At 50.9% G+C, this 19,153-nt stretch carries 19 protein-coding genes, 1 pseudogene and 1 other annotated feature; of the genes and pseudogenes, 5 read left to right on the plus strand and 15 right to left on the minus strand.

Annotated features, from left to right (window positions below):
• Positions 1-41 precede the first annotated feature (41 nt).
• From chuS to OGV98_RS10765, 4 genes are read left to right on the plus strand one after another with little or no spacing between them, the layout of a single operon-like run.
• Positions 42-1,073 (plus strand): hematinate-forming heme oxygenase ChuS, encoded by a 1,032-nt coding sequence (gene chuS / locus OGV98_RS10750; RefSeq protein WP_003843464.1) that lies wholly within the window; start codon positions 42-44, stop codon positions 1,071-1,073.
• Positions 1,070-1,891 carry a heme/hemin ABC transporter substrate-binding protein gene (locus tag OGV98_RS10755; RefSeq protein WP_032935930.1) on the plus strand — a complete coding sequence of 274 codons (822 nt, stop codon included), beginning with the start codon at positions 1,070-1,072 and terminating at the stop codon, positions 1,889-1,891. Before chuS ends, OGV98_RS10755 begins: the two co-directional genes overlap by 4 nt.
• Entirely contained in the window at positions 1,891-2,883 is a 993-nt protein-coding gene (locus OGV98_RS10760; protein WP_185228851.1) for a FecCD family ABC transporter permease, read from the plus strand. The genes OGV98_RS10755 and OGV98_RS10760 overlap by 1 nt, the downstream gene beginning before the upstream one ends.
• Complete coding sequence (locus OGV98_RS10765) at positions 2,876-3,655, plus strand: heme ABC transporter ATP-binding protein (RefSeq protein WP_202580515.1); 780 nt, start codon at positions 2,876-2,878, stop codon at positions 3,653-3,655. Before OGV98_RS10760 ends, OGV98_RS10765 begins: the two co-directional genes overlap by 8 nt.
• On the opposite strand, the gene selO is transcribed toward OGV98_RS10765, so the two are convergent.
• The 14 genes from selO to thrS all read right to left on the minus strand — a co-directional run bounded on the left by selO (position 3,652) and on the right by thrS (position 16,463).
• Positions 3,652-5,094, minus strand: coding sequence for a protein adenylyltransferase SelO (gene selO / locus OGV98_RS10770; RefSeq protein ID WP_048216528.1), 1,443 nt, complete (start codon positions 5,092-5,094; stop codon positions 3,652-3,654). The two genes, OGV98_RS10765 and selO, sit on opposite strands and share 4 nt — an antisense overlap.
• Before the next feature lie 61 nt (positions 5,095-5,155).
• A complete protein-coding gene (locus OGV98_RS10775; protein WP_003836643.1) occupies positions 5,156-5,869 on the minus strand; it encodes an EAL domain-containing protein in 714 nt (237 codons plus the stop codon).
• Between the two features lie 316 nt (positions 5,870-6,185).
• A complete protein-coding gene (locus OGV98_RS10780) occupies positions 6,186-6,650 on the minus strand; it encodes an NlpC/P60 family protein (RefSeq protein WP_003836644.1) in 465 nt (154 codons plus the stop codon).
• Positions 6,651-6,727: 77 nt separating this feature from the next.
• Positions 6,728-7,477 carry a vitamin B12 ABC transporter ATP-binding protein BtuD gene (gene btuD, locus OGV98_RS10785; protein ID WP_003030567.1) on the minus strand — a complete coding sequence of 250 codons (750 nt, stop codon included), beginning with the start codon at positions 7,475-7,477 and terminating at the stop codon, positions 6,728-6,730.
• Complete coding sequence (locus tag OGV98_RS10790; RefSeq protein WP_193339273.1) at positions 7,477-8,028, minus strand: glutathione peroxidase; 552 nt, start codon at positions 8,026-8,028, stop codon at positions 7,477-7,479. The genes btuD and OGV98_RS10790 overlap by 1 nt, the downstream gene beginning before the upstream one ends.
• A 60-nt stretch (positions 8,029-8,088) precedes the next feature.
• The gene (gene btuC / locus OGV98_RS10795; RefSeq protein WP_003832584.1) at positions 8,089-9,069 is read right to left on the minus strand and encodes a vitamin B12 ABC transporter permease BtuC; all 981 of its coding nucleotides are present in this window, start codon (positions 9,067-9,069) and stop codon (positions 8,089-8,091) included.
• Positions 9,070-9,222: 153 nt separating this feature from the next.
• Positions 9,223-9,522 (minus strand): integration host factor subunit alpha, encoded by a 300-nt coding sequence (ihfA, locus tag OGV98_RS10800; protein WP_003030571.1) that lies wholly within the window; start codon positions 9,520-9,522, stop codon positions 9,223-9,225.
• Positions 9,523-9,526: 4 nt separating this feature from the next.
• The gene (pheT, locus tag OGV98_RS10805) at positions 9,527-11,914 is read right to left on the minus strand and encodes a phenylalanine--tRNA ligase subunit beta (protein ID WP_202580516.1); all 2,388 of its coding nucleotides are present in this window, start codon (positions 11,912-11,914) and stop codon (positions 9,527-9,529) included.
• A 15-nt stretch (positions 11,915-11,929) separates the two neighbouring features.
• Positions 11,930-12,913, minus strand: a complete 984-nt coding sequence (gene pheS / locus OGV98_RS10810; protein WP_003832580.1) for a phenylalanine--tRNA ligase subunit alpha — start codon at positions 12,911-12,913, stop codon at positions 11,930-11,932.
• A gap of 124 nt (positions 12,914-13,037) precedes the next feature.
• Positions 13,038-13,162, minus strand: a sequence feature (Phe leader region).
• Entirely contained in the window at positions 13,113-13,157 is a 45-nt protein-coding gene (pheM, locus tag OGV98_RS10815) for a pheST operon leader peptide PheM (protein WP_001386830.1), read from the minus strand. (Overlaps the previous feature by 45 nt.)
• A gap of 120 nt (positions 13,163-13,282) precedes the next feature.
• The gene (gene rplT / locus OGV98_RS10820) at positions 13,283-13,639 is read right to left on the minus strand and encodes a 50S ribosomal protein L20 (protein WP_003030578.1); all 357 of its coding nucleotides are present in this window, start codon (positions 13,637-13,639) and stop codon (positions 13,283-13,285) included.
• A 55-nt stretch (positions 13,640-13,694) separates the two neighbouring features.
• Positions 13,695-13,892 (minus strand): 50S ribosomal protein L35, encoded by a 198-nt coding sequence (rpmI, locus tag OGV98_RS10825; protein WP_003030583.1) that lies wholly within the window; start codon positions 13,890-13,892, stop codon positions 13,695-13,697.
• A gap of 96 nt (positions 13,893-13,988) precedes the next feature.
• Entirely contained in the window at positions 13,989-14,531 is a 543-nt protein-coding gene (gene infC / locus OGV98_RS10830) for a translation initiation factor IF-3 (protein ID WP_048997935.1), read from the minus strand.
• A 3-nt stretch (positions 14,532-14,534) separates the two neighbouring features.
• A complete protein-coding gene (gene thrS / locus OGV98_RS10835) occupies positions 14,535-16,463 on the minus strand; it encodes a threonine--tRNA ligase (RefSeq protein WP_003832572.1) in 1,929 nt (642 codons plus the stop codon).
• Positions 16,464-16,950: 487 nt separating this feature from the next.
• Between thrS and OGV98_RS10840 the strand changes: the two genes are divergently transcribed.
• On the plus strand, positions 16,951-17,970 hold the full coding sequence (locus tag OGV98_RS10840) for an acyltransferase (protein ID WP_286551451.1): 1,020 nt from the start codon (positions 16,951-16,953) through the stop codon (positions 17,968-17,970).
• A 68-nt stretch (positions 17,971-18,038) separates the two neighbouring features.
• Here OGV98_RS10840 and OGV98_RS10845 read toward each other — a convergent pair.
• Positions 18,039-19,072 (minus strand): annotated as a pseudogene (locus tag OGV98_RS10845) (IS3 family transposase); the annotation flags it as partial.
• Between the last annotated feature and the right edge of the window lie 81 nt (positions 19,073-19,153).

Here is a 19,153-nt window from a genome sequence, read left to right on the forward strand (position 1 = left end):
TTCCCCGGTTCGCCGGGGCCGCAATCTGGAAGGAAGAGACAATGAATCATTACACACGCTGGCTGGAACTGAAGAAAGAAAATCCCGGCAAATACGCACGCGACATTGCAGGGTTGATGAATATTAGTGAAGCCGAACTGACCTTTGCGCGCGTCGGCCATGACGCCTGGCGCTTACGTGGCGAAGTCCGCGAAATCCTCGGCGCACTGGAAGCCGTAGGTGAAACCAAATGCATTTGCCGCAACGAATATGCGGTGCATGAACAGGTTGGCGCTTTTACCAATCAGCACCTGAACGGCCATGCCGGGCTAGTTCTTAATCCGCGTGCCCTCGACCTGCGCCTGTTCCTCAATCAGTGGGCAAGCGCTTTTCATATCAGTGAGACTACCGCCCACGGCGAGCGTCAGAGCATTCAATTCTTTGACCATCAGGGAGACGCACTGCTGAAGGTCTATACCACACAAAATACCTTCGTTGAGGAATGGGCGGCGTTGCTGACCCGTTTCATCTTTGCAGAAAACCCGCCGCTGGTGCTGCAACCCGTCAACAATTCTGTGCCTGCCGCCGTCACTGTCGACGCACAGACTGTTGATCAAGAGTGGCGAGCGATGACCGATGTCCATCAGTTCTTCGGTCTGCTGAAACGCCACGATCTCACCCGCCAACAGGCGTTTAATCTGGTTGGCGACGACCTGGCCTGTAAGGTTTCTAATAGCGCACTGGCGCAATTGCTCGACACCGCGCGTCAGGATGGCAACGAAATTATGGTTTTTGTGGGTAATCGCGGCTGTGTACAGATATTTACCGGCGTGATTGAAAAACTGGTACCGATGAAAGGCTGGCTGAACATCTTCAACCCAACATTTACCCTGCATCTACTGGAAGAGAGCGTGGCGGAAACGTGGGTGACGCGTAAACCGACCGCCGATGGTCACGTCACCAGTCTGGAGCTGTTTGCTGCCGACGGCACGCAAATCGCCCAGCTGTATGGTCAACGTACGGAAGGCGAGCCGGAGCAGACACAATGGCGCGCACAGATTGACGCACTGACGCCGAAAGGACTGGCCGCATGAAAAAACTGCTGGCCCTGATCGCGCTGCTGCCCTTCGCGGCGCTGGCTGCGCCCGAGGAACGGGTTGTTGCGCTCGGTGGCGATGTCACCGAGATTGTCTACGCACTGGGAGCACAACCCTCCCTTGTGGCGAGAGACAGCACCAGCCAGTGGCCTGTTGCGGCAACCGCGTTACCTGATGTTGGTTATTTGCGCCAGCTCAACGCCGAAGGGATCCTGGCTACCCGCCCTACGCTGGTCCTTGCCAGCGCGCAGGCACAGCCCTCTTTAGCGCTAAAACAGCTTGAGCAGAGCAACGTCAAGGTTGTCACGATCCCAGCAAGCAACGATCTTAACGCGATTGATGAAAAAGTTCGGGTTATCGCTGCGGCTACTCATCGGGAGGCCGACGGCGAAACGCTGCGCGCAACGTTACGTCAGGAACTGGCGACGCTCCCGTCGTCTGAACTTAATAAACGTGTGCTGTTTATTCTCAATCATGGCGGGATGACCGCAATGGCGGCGGGCCAGCAAACCGGAGCCGATGCGGCGATTCGTGCCGCAGGTCTACGCAACGCTATGCAGGGCGTTAATCGCTATCAGCCGCTGTCACAAGAAGGCGTCATTGCCAGCCAACCCGATCTGGTGGTGATTTCGCAGGACGGCGTTAAGGCGATGGGTGGCGAAGATAACCTGTGGGCGCTACCGGGACTTGCGCAAACACCTGCCGGAAGGAATAAACAGGTATTGCAGGTTGACGATATGGCGCTGTTGGGCTTCAGCGTTCGCACGCCACAGGCTATTTTGCAGCTTCGTGCTAAAGCGGAGCAATTGCCCTGATGTCCCGGCGGATCACCTGTTCGTTGTGGATGTTGGCATTGATGCTGGTTGCAATGACGGTTCTGGCTACCGGTTTTGGCGCGTTGCGCCTGCCAGTAAGTCTGCTCTGGCGTGATGGCGATGAGGCACTGCGTCAAATCTGGCTCACGATTCGTCTTCCCCGCGTCCTGCTGGCACTGGTGATTGGCGGCTCTCTGGCGCTCTCTGGCTGCGTGATGCAGGGGCTGTTTCGCAATCCGCTTGCAGACCCTGGATTACTGGGAATAAGCAGCGGCGCCGCCTGCGCTGTGGCCCTGTGGGTGGTGCTGCCTGTCTCTTTGCCCGCGCTGATGATGTTGTATGCTCCAATGCTGGCCGCTTTTTTCGGCGCGCTAGCGGCAACAGTAGTGATTTTTATCCTCAGCCAACAGCGCGACGGTTCGCTCTCCCGCCTGCTGCTGGTCGGCATTGCCATCAACGCGCTCTGCGGGGCGGCGGTTGGCGTACTGTCGTGGGTCAGTAATGATGCGCAACTGCGCCAGCTGTCGCTATGGGGAATGGGAAGTCTGGGGGCCGCACAGTGGTCCACGCTGTTGGCTGTCACTTCACTGACAATCCCGACAGTGCTGATCATCTGGCGACTTGCTCCGGCGCTGAATCTTCTGCAACTGGGTGAGGAAGAGGCGCATTATCTCGGCGTTGATGTACGTACAATCCAGCGTATTTTGCTGCTTTGTAGCGCATTACTGGTTGCCTCAGCCGTGGCGGTAAGCGGCGTGATTGGCTTTATCGGGTTGGTAATCCCACATTTAATACGTATGTGGCTCGGCTCAGACCATCGGGCCGTTATTCCGGGCTCCGTGCTGGCGGGCGCGTTTTTATTGCTGATTGCCGACACCCTAGCTCGTACGGCGGTTGCGCCTGCGGAGATGCCGGTCGGTCTGTTGACCAGTCTTCTCGGTGCACCGTGGTTTTTATGGCTTATTTTTCGTCAGCGAGGAGCGCATGGCTGAACATTTCATCGCTGAAAGGCTTCATTATCACGTAGCTGGCAGACCGGTGATTGACGACGTATCGCTCGCCCTTACAAGAGGTGAACTGGTTGCGCTCATCGGCCCAAACGGTGCGGGAAAATCCACCCTGCTACGCCTGCTGACCGGTTTTCTGCAGCCCGCTAGCGGGCGCTGCGTGCTGGCGGACAAACCGTTGCATGAATGGTCTACCCAGACCCTGTCGCGGCATCGGGCAGTGATGCGCCAGCAAACACAGTTGGGATTCGACTGGCCGGTAGAGGCCGTCATCGCGATGGGCCGCGCGCCGTGGACCCAACAGCAGGAGCCCCGGCTTATTGCTCAGGTGATGGAAATGACCGGATGCACACCGTTGGCGGGTCGGCAATACGCCGCGCTTTCCGGCGGTGAGCAACAGCGAGTACAGTTGGCCCGTGCGCTGGCACAACTCTGGTGCGACGGTGCGCCTCGCGGTTGGTTATTCCTTGATGAACCGACCTCCGCGCTGGATCTTTACCACCAGCAACATCTGTTGCGCATGCTAAAAACGCTTACCTCTTCGGGAGAGCTACATGTGTGCATTGTGCTTCACGATCTGAACCTCGCCGCACTGTGGGCAGACAGAATAGTGCTGCTGCACAACGGCAGACTGGTATCGCAGGGAACACCGGAAACTGTGTTACAGGCCGATGATCTGAAGCGCTGGTACGGTGCTCAGGTACACGTTGTCCAGCATCCGGCCAACGCCTCCCCGCAGGTATTTCTGGCCCCTTAGCTTGAACAACTCACTTCCAGCCGTTTGCCCCAGTCAGGTGGACGGCTGACATAGTCATCATCACGATCGGCAAACGGGGTACGCAACGCCTGGTGCAACCGATGCAGCTCGGCGTAATCCCCCTGCTCTGCCTGACTAATCGCCCGTTGCGCCAGCCAGTTACGTAATACCATCGCCGGGTTAGCCGCCTTCATCTGTGTTTGTCTGACAGCATCGGCAATATTGTCTTGCTGAAGGCGCGAGCGATACCGCGTGAACCAGTCGTCAAACGCTGCGCGGTCGATAAACTCATCGCGCAACGGAGATTGCGCACTGTGTTGTTCCGTTTGGCTGAGCATGCGAAACGTTCGCGTATAGTCGCTTCTTTCCCGCGACATCAGACTAAACAGCTCGCTAAGCAGTTCGTTATCGTCTTTCTGCTCGCTAAAGAAGCCGAGCTTTTGCCGCATCCGCTGACCGTAGCGAGTTAACAGCGCCAGCTGGTAACTGTCCAGCGCATCATTGAGCGCCTCGACCGGGATAAACGGCGACAGGGTTTGCGCCAGACGTTGCAGGTTCCACAACGCGGCGGCCGGCTGATTATCGAAACTGTATCGCCCCTGGTTGTCAGAGTGGTTACAGATATAATCGGGCACGTAATCATCAAGAAAACCGAATGGACCGTAATCCATCGTCAGACCCAGAATCGACATGTTGTCCGTATTCATAACACCATGCGCAAACCCTACCGCCTGCCAGTCAGCGATTAACGTCGCAGTACGCGTGACAACATCGTTAAACCACAGCTGATATTTATCGGCGTCTTCCTGCCATTGCGGCCAGTAATGGCGAATCGCAAAGTCAGCCAACTGGCGCACTTTTTCCGGCTCCCGGCGATAGTAAAAATGCTCAAAATGGCCAAACCGCATATGGCTTTGCGCCACGCGGATAAGCATCGCTCCCGCTTCGACCGTTTCGCGATACACCGGCGTGTCGCTGGTGACAATCGACAATGCCCGCGTGGTCGGTATTCCCAGGTAGTGCATCGCTTCGCTAGCAAGGCTTTCGCGAATGGTCGAGCGCAGCACGGCGCGCCCATCACCCATGCGGGAATACGGCGTGAGTCCGGCGCCTTTCAGGTGCCAGTCAAACGTTGAACCATCCGCGAGCTGTTGTTCGCCCAGCAGGATCCCACGTCCGTCGCCAAGCTGACCTGCCCAGACGCCGAACTGATGTCCACTATAAACCTGGGCTAAAGGCGACATCCCGGGAAGCAGCGATTCGCCTCCCCAAACGCCCGCACCAGTTGAAATATCAAATAGCGCCGCAGGAATAGCTAATTGCTCCGCCAGCGCATCGTTATGCCAGATAAGGCGCGCATTTTTCAAAGGGGTGGGTGAAAGCGCGGTATAAGTTGCTGGTAGTTCATCACGCCAGCGAGTGGTAAAAGACAGGGTCATAGGGCCTCCTGCCTCTAGTGTAGACTGTTAATAGCCTGTTAAACACCAGCAAATAAAAGGGTTATATCTTAGCAAGCGAAATTATCTGCGCAGGAGGCACTGCAGGCCACAATCCTCCCTGCATGGCACTGAATCCTACAGGCAAAACGCGCTCCAGCATCTCTTGTGTATCAATTCCGCTAATGATTATTGACTCACAGCTGGGAGATAGTTGCGCCAGAATAGCCCGCATAAACGGCTCAAACGAAATATGTGCAATCCTTTGTTGAACAAAGTTTTTATCCAGAACGACGCGTTTGAACAGGCCGTCAAAAATTGCCCGGGTTGATATACCGCCAGCACCATAGTTTGTCAGGACTAATGGAAATCGCGCAGCAAGTGCGGCTAATGTTGGATTATCTTTACCTTTGTTTAACTCCGGATAGCTTTCATTAATAGTCAGCTCCAGAAATGAAAATCGTTCAACTTGTGAAGCAAGTTCAGTATCTGATAATAAAGTATTAGCAATTGCTGGCGTTAAATTAATCCAGGCAAATACTTTTCGCTGAATAAAAAAATGTTGGCACGTTTCGATTAATTCTAGTTTTTCTACAAATAAACGACATTGTTCGTCGTCTGACATCCGAGGTAGGACCAGCTCGGTGGGTATACGCACATCCCCATGTGCACTGGCGAAATTGGTGATGATGTCGACGAATTCAAGATCGCCTTTTTCGCTTCTCGCAGGAAGAAAAGAGAACTCAGAATGGTAAAGATTATCCAGTGAAACAATCATCGTGCCAGCCCCGCTGCATGGGTGTTATCCGGCATCCTGTAGCAAAGGATGAAGAAATACGTTACTGCTGATGCAAGTAGAGGCCCTTTCATTTTTCCCTTTTTAGCCGGTAAATCGAATCCTTTTTTTTAGCTTATCCTGATTATAAGCGAATATCCAGCTTTGCACTTTTTAATATCTCGGAATAAATCATATTTTTAGCAAGATACGCTCTTAATGTTCATGGGTATTGTCTAACCAAAAGCAGAAATAAAAGTTAACTTTCAAACGGTGATGTCGAGGCTGCCACTCGATGGCAGCCTCGGAGTTGTGAGGATTAAATACGTCGCGCCTGCCAAAAGTTTTTACGCCAGTAAACGTTATCCAGAGACGAGCGCATCACTCCACGGCTGGTTGAAGCATGAATAAATTGATTATTGGTATCGTAAATACCGACATGCAGACCGCTTTCCCCAGACCCGGTTTTAAAGAAAACCAGATCACCGGGCAGCAAATCGTCTTTATCAATTTCGGTACCAATCTTTGATTGCGTACGCGTATCGCGTGGGAGTTGCAGATCGAATTTATCGCGCATCGTCATCAAAACAAATCCAGAACAATCCACCCCGCTACGACTCATACCACCATAACGATAGGGTGTGCCATGCCAGGTTTGTAGCTGATCATTAAGACCGGCGATAACGGCGATTGAATCCGACAAGCGGGCATTTGGCGCAGGCGCACGATGGCTGCTGCAGCCCGCCAAAAACAATGCTGTGATTAAAAGGAGCCAAAAGCGCATTCAGTACGAATCCTCTGAATTTTATTTTTATACCAATTTAGCGTGGAAATTATATGATTTTCAAGAACCCATTTAACTTAAGTGGTTGATATGAGCATTCTATGCCCTTCAATATCCAAACGTCGGAAGTTGACACCATAGGCCGCAGACAGATTGGCCGGCGTCAGTACCGCATCTCGAGAACCACTGGCAAGCAGTTTCCCACGTTTGAGTAGCCAGGCTTTATGCGCATGGCGTAAGGTGTGATTAAGGTCGTGACTACTCATCACAATCGCTATGCCCTGCAAACACAGCTGACTCAACAATCGATCCAGTGCGTTTTGTTGCGCGACGTCCAGACTGTTCATCGGCTCATCCAGGAGTAAAAGCTGACCTAATGGATTCGCTTGTGGGCAAATCTGCAGGATAACCGCAGCCAGGCGCACACGCTGCCACTCACCGCCGGAGAGTTGGTTCACGCCGCGCCCCAGTTTATCTCCCAAGCCGAGCGCATCGGCGACCTCCTGTAACAGATCGGTACGTGCTTTGTCGGGTTGATGCAGCGTCAGAAAATGCCAGACCGGCATCGCAAACGGCGGATTTTGCTGTTGCGCAAGATAGGCACGATATTGCGCCAGCCTGGCAGCCGGCCATTCCTCCAACGGCATATCACCAAAAGTGATGCTGCCCTCTCCGTTCGTCAGACCCGCCATACGCGCCAACAGCGTACTTTTTCCGGCACCGTTTGGTCCCACTAAATGCAGGATCTCTCCTGCTTTTATCTCACCAGAAAGCGGGCCAAGACGGGTCGATTCCGCGACGTCCTGTAGCTGCATCAATCGAGACATTAGTTTGCCAGCGCCTGCTTGATGGTTTGCACCAGAATGGGATCCTCAGGCGTCATATCCGGTGAGAATCGTTGCAGCACTTTTCCATCGCGACCCACTAAAAACTTCTCGAAATTCCACAGAATATCGTCCGGGTAGAGCGGCGCACGACCTTTGCTCGCCATTCGCTCATAGAACCCACTATCCGCAGGTGCAACGGCCGTTGGCGCGGCATCAATCAGCTTCTGATACAGCGGATGGCGTCCCTCGCCGTTGACGTCAATTTTGCTGAACATCGGGAAAGTTACGCCCCAGGTGGTACTGCAGTACGTTTTTATTTCCTCTTCGCTGCCCGGCTCCTGGCCCAGAAACTGATTGCAAGGGAAACCAAGAACGCTGAAGCCCTGTTGGTGCCAGGTTTTCTGCAGATTCTCCAGTTGCTCGTACTGCGGCGTCAGTCCACATTTTGAAGCAACGTTGACGATTAACAGCACATTTCCGGAATACGGCTGTAGTGAGGTAAGCTCGCCGTCGATGGTCGTCACTTCTGTATCGAGGATAGTGTTTTGCATAGCATCTCCAGAACAACAGGTGGATTTTCAGTTTTTAATCATAGACCGAACCAACGCGTTCTAGCGCGCGGCTTTTAACAATAGCCAGATAAATACCGGTGCGCCCATGGTGGCCGTCACCACGCCGATAGGTAACTCAGCCGAGGCCAGCACCAGACGCGCGACAACATCAGCAAACAGTAATGCGATTGCACCAGCCAACGCACAACCTGGCAATAAAACACGGTGATCGGTGAGGCCGCACAGACGCAAAATATGCGGGATCACAAGCCCAATAAAACCAATCGCCCCTGCCAGAGCCACGCTCACGCCGACCATCCAGCCCGTGGCGACCACCAGTAGGTTGCGCCAGAACCATAGTGGCAGCCCCAGCTGACGAGCAGACGTCTCTCCTAATGCCAGCATATTCATCGGCTGCGACTGACAGCAGATCCACACCAGTACCGGAATCAACGCCACCATGAGCCAGGCCTGATGCCAGTCTACGCCACCGAAGCCCCCCATCATCCAGTACATCAGCTGTCGTAAGTCAAATGATGTGGAGAAGTAGATGGCCCATGTCATCAACGCGCTACAGATAATCCCCAGCGCCACCCCTGCCAGCAGCAGACGGCTGGTAGACAAATGACGGCGGGCGAAACGTAGCAGTATGAGCGTGATAATCAGCGCCCCGGCAATGGCGCAAAGGCCCAATGCCCAGCCGGGAAGTTGCCCCTGCCCCAGCAGCACCGCCGCGATAAGCCCGACTCCCGCACCGTTAGACACGCCTAATAATCCCGGCTCGGCGAGCGGATTTTCAAAGAGAGCTTGCATCACTGCGCCTGATAAGGCCAACGCAGCGCCTACCAGCAAAACGGCAAGGGTACGGGGAAGTCGGATTTGCCAGACGAACAGATCGCCGCGGGCGCTGAACCAGTCGCCGGGAGCGATCCATTGTTCTCCTGCGCACAAGCTTAGAATCGTTGCCAGTAGCATAAGTACTGACAGTGACAGTATCCAGCGCACATTTCGACGCTGCTGTTGATGGGCGAAAGTCAGCATGTTTTCCATTCTGCTGAAAAGAGATGAAGGTGATTCTACGGTGCTGATTCGGTAGTGAAAAGGAAAAAGGCCGCAGAGCGGCCTTTTTAGTTATATATCATGGTTTGCGCTGCCGCTTTGATGGCAGAGCAAGTGACTTAACGGATCGTTAAATCACTCTTCTTTGGGCGTTGCGTTTTCGACCCGGCTTTTTAACTTCTGTCCGGGTCTGAAGGTCACCACGCGCCGTGCTGTAATGGGAATATCTTCGCCCGTTTTCGGGTTACGGCCCGGACGTTGATTCTTATCACGCAGATCGAAGTTACCAAAACCAGAGAGTTTTACCTGCTCACCATTTTCCAGAGCACGACGGATCTCTTCGAAAAACAGCTCGACCAGTTCTTTGGCATCCCGCTTGCTAAGCCCAAGCTTATCAAACAGATATTCTGACATTTCAGCTTTTGTAAGCGCCATAGGTTCAATCCCTCAATGATGCCTGGAATCGCTCTTTTAATGCCTCTACACATTTGGCGACGGTAGCGGCAATCTCCTCTTCTTCAAGTGTACGGCTGGTATCCTGAAGGATCAGGCTGATAGCGAGGCTCTTATAACCCTCCGCAACACCCTTACCGCGGTACACGTCAAATAAGTTTACGCCAACTACCTGATTTACGCCAACTTTCTTACACTCGGATAAAATATCCGCAGCGGGAACGTTTTCGGCCACAACAACCGCGATGTCGCGACGGTTCGCCGGGAAGCGAGAAACTTCACGCGCCTGAGGCACCACGCGGTCTGCGAGCTTATTCCACTCCAGTTCAAACACCAGAGTGCGACCGTTCAGATCCAGTTTACGTTCCAGTTCAGGATGAACAACCCCAATGAAACCAATACGTTCACCTTTCAGATAAATCGCCGCAGACTGACCCGGATGCAGTGCTGGATTCGCTTCAGCTTTGAACTTAATGTCTGCCAGTTTGCCGGTCAGGTCGAGAACCGCTTCCAGATCGCCTTTCAGATCATAGAAATCAACGGTCTCTTTTGCCAGATTCCAGTGTTCATCATGACGGTTACCGCAGATCACGCCCGCCAGCATCAGATCCTGACGGATCCCGAGATTGGCCTGTGTATCCGGTACGAAACGTAAACCCGTTTCAAAAATACGTACGCGGTTCTGCTGACGGTTCTGGTTATACACTACCGTAGACAGCAAGCCGGTCCACAGGGACAAACGCATAGCCGACATATCAATAGAGATTGGGCTTGGCAACAGCAGTGCTTCTTCACCCGGGTGCAGCAGCGACTGGACTTTCGGGTCGACGAAGCTGTAGGTAATTACTTCCTGGTAGCCTTTGTCATTCAGCATGGTTTTTACACGTTTCAGCGACAAATCCGCTTCACGATGCGTACCCATGATAAGACCCGCCTGAATCGGCGTGTTCGGGATATTGTCATAACCGTATACGCGGGCGACTTCTTCGACCAGGTCTTCTTCGATTTCCATATCGAAACGCCAGCTCGGCGCGACCGCTTTCCACTCATCCTGCCCTTCCGTCACGTCACAACCCAGACGACGCAGAATGTCGCTCACCTGCTCATCCGCAATATGGTGTCCGATCAGACGATCCAGTTTGCTACGACGAAGCGTAATGGTTGCGCGTTTTGGCAGCGTGTCTTCGTTCGTCACGTCAATGACTGGACCCGCTTCGCCGCCGCAGATATCGATCAGCAGGCGCGTTGCACGTTCCATGGCCTTATGTTGCAGAGCCGGATCAACACCACGCTCATAGCGGTGAGAAGCATCGGTGTGCAGACCGTGACGACGTGCGCGACCTGTAATAGACAGCGGGCTGAAGAATGCACATTCCAGCAGGACGTTTTGCGTTTCATCATTCACGCCGGAATGTTCGCCACCAAAGATGCCGCCCATCGCCAGCGCTTTGTTATGGTCCGCAATCACCAGCGTATCCGCATTCAGCTTCGCTTCGCTGCCATCCAGCAATACCAGGGTCTCACCCTCTTTTGCCATACGGACAACAATTCCGCCTTCAATGCGGTCTTTGTCGAATGCGTGCATCGGCTGGCCCAGTTCGAGCAGCACATAGTTAGTCACGTCAACCACGGCATCGATTGAACGAATACCGCAACGACGCAGTTTTTCTTTCATCCACAGCGGGGTCGGCGCTTTAACATTGATGCCTTTAACCACGCGGCCCAGATAGCGTGGACAGGCTTCCACGGCTTCAACCTGAATCGGCAGGACGTCGCTAATGGTTGCCGCTACAGGCGCGATTTCCGGCTCAACCAGCGGAGCTTTGTTCAGCACAGCAACATCACGTGCGACACCGATAATGCCTAAGCAGTCGGCGCGGTTCGGCGTGACGCTGATTTCGATAGTGTTGTCGTCAAGCTTCAGGTATTCACGGATATCGGTGCCAATTGGCGCATCGGCCGGCAGTTCGATAATCCCGTTATGATCGTCGGAAATACCCAGCTCAGAGAATGAGCACAGCATACCTTCAGACGGCTCACCGCGCAGTTTCGCGGCTTTGATTTTGAAATCGCCCGGCAGAACGGCACCAACGGTTGCCACAGCCACTTTCAACCCCTGACGGCAGTTTGGCGCACCGCAGACGATATCCAGAAGACGGTCGCCGCCTACATTCACTTTGGTGACACGCAGTTTGTCAGCGTTCGGGTGCTGGCCACATTCAACCACTTCACCCACCACAACGCCGTTGAACGCGCCGGAAACAGGTTCCACACCGTCAACTTCCAGACCTGCCATTGTGATTTGGTTTGACAGAGCATCGCTATCAATCGCCGGGTTTACCCATTCGCGTAACCACAGTTCACTGAATTTCATTGTTTTATCCTGCCTTTATTTAAACTGTTTGAGGAAACGCAGATCGTTTTCGAAGAAAGAACGCAGATCGGTAACACCGTAACGCAGCATGGTCAGACGCTCCATCCCCATACCAAATGCAAAGCCCGAGTAGATTTCCGGATCGATGCCAACATTACGCAGCACGTTCGGGTGAACCATCCCGCAACCCAGCACTTCCAGCCACTTACCGTTTTTGCCCATCACGTCTACTTCCGCAGAAGGTTCAGTGAACGGGAAGTAGGAAGGACGGAAACGAACCTGCAGGTCTTCTTCAAAGAAGTTGCGCAGGAAATCGTGCAGCGTGCCTTTCAGGTTGGTGAAGTTGATGTTGGTATCAACAATCAGCCCTTCCATCTGATGGAACATCGGGGTGTGAGTCTGATCGTAATCGTTACGATATACACGGCCCGGGGCGATAATACGGATCGGCGGCTGTTTTTCCTTCATGGTGCGGATCTGCACGCCGGAAGTCTGCGTACGCAGCAAACGCGTCGCGTCAAACCAGAAAGTGTCGTGGTCAGCGCGCGCCGGATGATGGCCAGGAATGTTCAGCGCATCGAAGTTATGATAGTCATCTTCGATTTCCGGACCAGTCGCCACGGTAAAGCCCAGCTCACCAAAGAAACTTTCAATCCTGTCAATTGTACGCGTTACAGGATGCAGACCGCCGTTTTCGATACGACGCCCTGGCAGGGAGATATCGATAGTTTCTTCTGCCAGACGGGCATTCAGGGCAGCACTTTCTAATTCGGCCTTACGCGCGTTCAGCGCTTGCTGCACCTGCTCTTTGGCTTCGTTTATCACCGCACCTGCTGCCGGGCGCTCTTCTGGCGGCAGTTCGCGCAGGGTTGTCATCTGAAGGGTCAGGTGCCCTTTCTTGCCCAAATATTCGACGCGGACATTGTCTAACGCGGCAACATCTGAAGCCTGGTTAATGGCGGCCGTTGCACTGGCAACCAGCTCTGCGAGATGTGACATGGTTTTCCTCGTTATGTTGCGATATTCACTAGTCGCTCATATATACGCAAAATCATTCAAGTTGTATCAACGCAGCAAAAGAGCGAATGCAGCCAATACAGAGACAACTTGAAGGATGACGCGTATAAAAAAAGCCTCCACCAGGGAGGCTTTTAGGCGCTGTTTTCCGTTTCTTCTTTCACGCGCAAGCCTCCTGATTTCAGGTGCTAAAGTAAAAGAAGAAGCGGAAAATAGCAGCATTCATGCTTGCGTTACCTTGTGTGGTAAAAACCGGACAACCTTTATTGAAAAGGCTTACGGATAAATTGTCAACTAATTGATTGTACTGCAAATAAAAGAGAGGGAGCCAGGCTCCCTCTTTTCACCGGCTTATGCCAGAGCTGCTTTCGCTTTTTCGACCAGAGCGGTGAACGCTACTTTGTCGAATACTGCGATGTCAGCCAGGATCTTACGGTCGATTTCAACAGAGGCTTTTTTCAGGCCGTTGATGAATTTGCTGTAAGAAATACCGTTCTGACGTGCTGCTGCGTTGATACGCGCAATCCACAGTTGACGGAACTGACGCTTTTTCTGACGACGGTCACGATAAGCGTACTGACCAGCTTTGATAACAGCCTGGAAGGCAACGCGGTATACGCGAGAACGCGCACCGTAGTAGCCTTTAGCTTGTTTCAAAATTTTCTTGTGACGTGCACGGGCAACTACACCACGTTTTACGCGAGCCATATGTGCTCTCCTGTATCTATATTCTTAGTAAAAAAATGAATTAAACGTTAACGGCTTATGCGTACGGCAGGCACGCGATAACCAGACCCAGATCGCCTTTAGACACGAGGCCTTTTGGACGCAGGTGACGTTTACGCTTAGTAGATTTTTTGGTCAGAATATGACGCAGGTTTGCGTGCTTACGCTTAAATCCACCACCACCGGTTTTTTTGAAACGCTTAGCAGCACCGCGTACGGTCTTAATTTTTGGCATTTTAATAACTTCCACTTCGCATTGTTAATAAACGAAACGTAGGCGAACAACGGCTGTGGAACCCGTAGGCTCCACAGACATTGCTACTTGAAGGCCTTACTGTTTCTTCTTAGGAGCGAGCACCATGATCATCTGGCGGCCTTCGATCTTCGTAGGGAAGGATTCGACTACTGCCAGTTCACTCAGATCGTCACGGACGCGGTTGAGCACTTCCATACCGATCTGTTGGTGGGCCATCTCACGACCGCGAAAACGCAGCGTGATCTTAGCCTTATCGCCATCTTCCAGAAAGCGTACCAGGCTGCGGAGTTTTACCTGGTAATCGCCATCGTCGGTGCCAGGACGGAATTTAATTTCCTTAACCTGGATAACTTTTTGCTTTTTCTTCTGTTCCTTAGAAGACTTACTCTTTTCATAAAGGAACTTGCCGTAGTCCATAATACGACAAACTGGCGGTTCGGCGTTAGGGCTGATTTCAACTAAATCTACTCCAGCTTCTTCAGCTTTTTCGATCGCTTCTCTCAGACTCACAATACCCAAAGCTTCGCCTTCCAGACCTGTTAAGCGAACTTCCAGGGCGCGAATCTCGCCATTGATACGATTCGGACGTGCCGTTTGAACTCGTTTTCCGCCTTTAATACCTTATTCCTCCAGTTGTTGAAGACTGCGGCTGCGAATCTCTTGTTGCAGCTTCTCAATCACTTCATTTACGTCCAGGCTGCCCAAGTCTTTGCCACGACGGGTGCGCACGGCAACTTTGCCTGCTTCTACCTCTTTGTCGCCACAGACCAACATGTAAGGGACACGACGTAAAGTGTGCTCGCGGATTTTAAAGCCAATCTTCTCATTTCTCAAGTCTGCTTTTACACGAATACCCGCATTTTGTAGTTTCTGCGTTAATTCGTTAACGTATTCAGACTGAGAATCGGTGATGTTCATGACCACAACCTGAACCGGCGCAAGCCAGGTCGGGAAGAAGCCAGCGAACTCTTCGGTCAGGATACCGATGAAACGTTCCATCGACCCAAGAATTGCACGGTGAATCATAACCGGCACCTGACGTTCGTTGTTTTCGCCAACGTAAGAGGCGCTTAAACGGGACGGCAGGGAGAAGTCCAGCTGTACAGTACCGCACTGCCATGCACGATCGAGGCAGTCATACAGGGTAAATTCAATTTTCGGACCGTAGAACGCGCCCTCACCCAGTTGGAACTCAAACGGGATGTTGTTTTCTTCCAGCGCAACGGCCAGGTCAGCTTCAGCACGGTCCCACATTTCATCGCTACCGATACGTTTTTCGGGGCGAGTGGACAGTTTGACGACGATTTTCTCGAAGCCAAAGGTGCTGTACATATCGTAGACCATACGAATGCACGCGTTAACTTCATCACGAATCTGCTCTTCAGTACAGAAGATATGCGCATCATCTTGAGTGAAGCCACGAACACGCATCAGGCCATGCAGCGCACCTGACGGTTCATTACGGTGGCAGCTACCAAACTCAGCCATACGCAGCGGCAGGTCGCGATAGGATTTCAGACCCTGATTAAAGATCTGTACGTGGCCAGGGCAGTTCATTGGCTTAATGCAGTATTCACGGTTCTCAGAAGAGGTGGTGAACATCGCATCTTTGTAGTTGTCCCAGTGACCTGTTTTTTCCCACAGCACGCGGTCCATCATGAACGGACCTTTCACTTCCTGATACTGGTATTCTTTCAGTTTTGAGCGAACAAAGACTTCCAGTTCACGGAAGATAGTCCAGCCATCGTTGTGCCAGAACACCATACCCGGCGCTTCTTCCTGCATGTGATACAGGTCAAGCTGTTTACCGATTTTACGGTGATCGCGTTTGGCCGCTTCTTCCAGACGTTGCAGGTAGGCATTCAGGGCTTTTTTATCTGCCCATGCAGTACCATAAATACGCTGCAGCATCTTGTTATTGCTGTCGCCACGCCAGTATGCCCCAGCGGTCTTCATCAGTTTGAAGTGATGGCAGAAACGCATATTCGGCACGTGCGGGCCACGGCACATATCGACATATTCTTCATGATGGTACAAGCCAGGCTTGTCATCATGGGCAATGTTTTCATCAAGAATGGAGACTTTATAGGTCTCGCCACGCTTCACGAAGGTTTCACGCGCTTCGTACCAGCTGACTTTCTTCTTAATGACATCGTAGTTTTTCTCAGCGAGCTCGTGCATCCGCTTCTCAAGCGCGTCGACGTCTTCCTGGGTTAACGTACGGTCAAGATCGATATCGTAGTAAAAACCGTTATCAACAACCGGTCCGATCGCCATTTTGGTGTGCGGCCAGAGTTGTTTGATCGCGTGCCCTAACAGGTGCGCACAGGAGTGACGAATGATCTCCAGACCTTCTTCATCCTTCGCGGTGATGATGGAGAGCTTCGCATCATGCTCAATCAGATCGGAAGCATCTACCAGCTCACCGTCAACACGGCCAGCAATAGTGGCTTTCGCCAGACCTGGACCGATGTCCAGCGCAACATCCATGGGGCTTACAGCGTGGTCGTAATGGCGTTGGCTGCCATCAGGAAGAGTAATAACAGGCATGTTATATCCTTATTTGCAGTGGTGACCCACACGTAAGATCACATACAAAGAGAAAATTTATTTGTTTACAGTAAGTTGTGCAACCATCTAACCAACAATCGCTAAATTGGTACACAATCTGGTACACAAATGAAAAACTGACATCCTCAGTCCCTCACCCGGTAAAATGATGGTAACACTAAAAAAGTGGTGATTGCACCACTCTGTTTCACATTGATTCAAATTGCCTTGCAACGATAGATACGATCGACTAAGTGAGAGCAGCACAAAGCCCTGCAAACCGACGCAAAGCTTTGTGTGTCCCGTTTTTGTCTCACCAGGCCTATCAAAAAGCCCACCTGAGTGGACTTGTCCGTCTTGCATGGAAACATAGAAGCTAAAAATATTTTGTATTCAGTTCGCGATCAAGTAGCAATGCAATTATCTTTTAGTGTTAAACTACAATGCTAAGATAAACTTGAATTAGATTTCATATGAGCATTTCAAAATGGAAAACAATAAAAACCAACAAATTGAATTAATGAGAGCAATATCATGTATATTTGTAATTATTATTCATGTAGCTGGCAATATACCATATAGCCTTGATCCTGATTGGTATTTATCTGTTGTTATGAACTCTATATCCAGAATAGCAGTTCCAGTATTTATAATAATTTCTGCATACTTAATGGCTCGAAAGTACAAAAGCTACATGGAGTTTGTTAAGAAAAGAATTGTGAAAATATTACCACCAATTATTGCATGGTCATATTTCTATGGTTACCTTAATAATAAAGATATCTTCAGCATTTCATTTGCGCTAGACATTATATCTGGGCCAACCATGTTTCATCTATGGTACTTGTATGCAATAATAGGCATTTATTTATTAATACCGTTGATATCTTCTTTTAATGAATGCTATGGGAAAGAAGGAATGTTGATTCTGTTTTTTATTTGGCTTGTATTTGGATCAACACTACCATGGCTATCAGCTATATTAGGGTTCAGCACCCCAATAACAACATCATATAATATATCACAGATAGTTGGAATTGCAGGATACGCTATAGTAGGCGTTGGATTAAGACACATTGATAGTATAAAAATAAAAACATATCAATATTCAATTATTTTTATATTGTCTACTGTAGCAACGACATTGTTTACCATATCAAATAGTAAACTATCTGGATTCACATACCAAGAGTTTTATAGTTACACGTCGCCTTTGGTTGCAGCATCAGCAATATCATTTTTTTGTGTTATCTTGATGCGCTACAAGACTAAAGTGAAAAGTAACATATCACAGTTAATTGGATTGATATCAACGGTTTCGCTAGGAATTTATTGCATTCACATGTTTATCTATTCAAGATTGTCTCTTATATATACTACATACATACATAAAGAAGGTGATGGTTATGTTTGGTATTTAATTTTAATACCACCATTAACTCTTATAATATCATTTTGCATTTGTGCAGCTTTAAAGAAAATACCTTTATTAAAGAATTTTGTTTAAAAGTACTAAGCAACCAGAATGAGTCATACTGGTTGCTTAGTAATAATGATAATGTTAAGTCTGCTTTGATACATTTCGATGTAATCAAAAATATCGCTGCGTGCTTCTTCCCGTGTTCCGTAGATCTTTTTCTTTATCCGTTCACGCTTCAGTAGCTGGAAAAAGCTTTCTGCAACTGCGTTGTCGTGATAGTTACCACGACGGCTCATACTGCTCTCCAGACCGTGTGATTTCAGGAACGACTGTGTACTGACTACCCTGTTCAGAATGAACCAGCACCTGTTTTTGGGAAGTACGTCGCCACACGGCCATCAAAAGCGCATTCAGAACAATATCTTTTGTCATCCGGGGTTGCATTGACCAGCCGATAACTTTGCGCGAGAACAGGTCAACAACTACAGCCAGCCTTCGTGGGTTCGGATGTAAGTTATGTCCGTTACCCAACGTTCATCCGGAGCTTCCGGGTTGAACTGTCGCTGGAGCCTGTTGGGTGTCACGGTACTGACTTCACCTTTACGCGCTCGTGGGCTTCGATATCCGACCTGAGCCTTTATCCCGGCACGCTTCATCAGTCGCCAGACCCGGTTAATCCCACATTGTTGCCCGCTATCTCGCAGGTCGAGATGGATTTTGCGATAGCCATAAACGCAACCGGACTCCAGCCAGAACTGTTTGATTTGTCCTGTCAATCTGAGATCCGCCTGAAGCCGTAGTGAATGCGGCTGCTGAAGCCAGGTGTAAAACCCACTCGGATGAACATTCAGAACCCGACAGAGTAGACGAACAGGCCAACAACAGGAGTTGTCACGGATAAAGGCGTACCTCAGTCGGACAGCTTTGCGAAGTACGCCGCGGCTTTTTTTAATATGTCCCGTTCGTCAGTAACCCGCTTCAGCTCCTTCTGGAGTCGACGGATCTCAGCCTGAGCGTCTGACTGCTCTCTGTTGGAGGAAGAGTCCGGCCCGTATTTCTTTATCCAGGCATAAAGACTGTGGGTAGTGATATCGAGACGTGTTGCGACACCGGAAACAGAATGGCCACGATCAACAACCTGTTTGACTGCTTCAATTTTAAACTCTTCAGGATAACGCTTACTGCTCATGTGCACCTCTCTTTAAGTCATTTTAAATGACTCCGAGGTGTCTGTTAAACCCGTGGCGATTCAAGTCATCTAATCTGTGCA

The organism is Citrobacter sp. Cf136 (genome assembly GCF_030333815.1).
Taxonomy (GTDB): domain Bacteria; phylum Pseudomonadota; class Gammaproteobacteria; order Enterobacterales; family Enterobacteriaceae; genus Citrobacter; species Citrobacter freundii.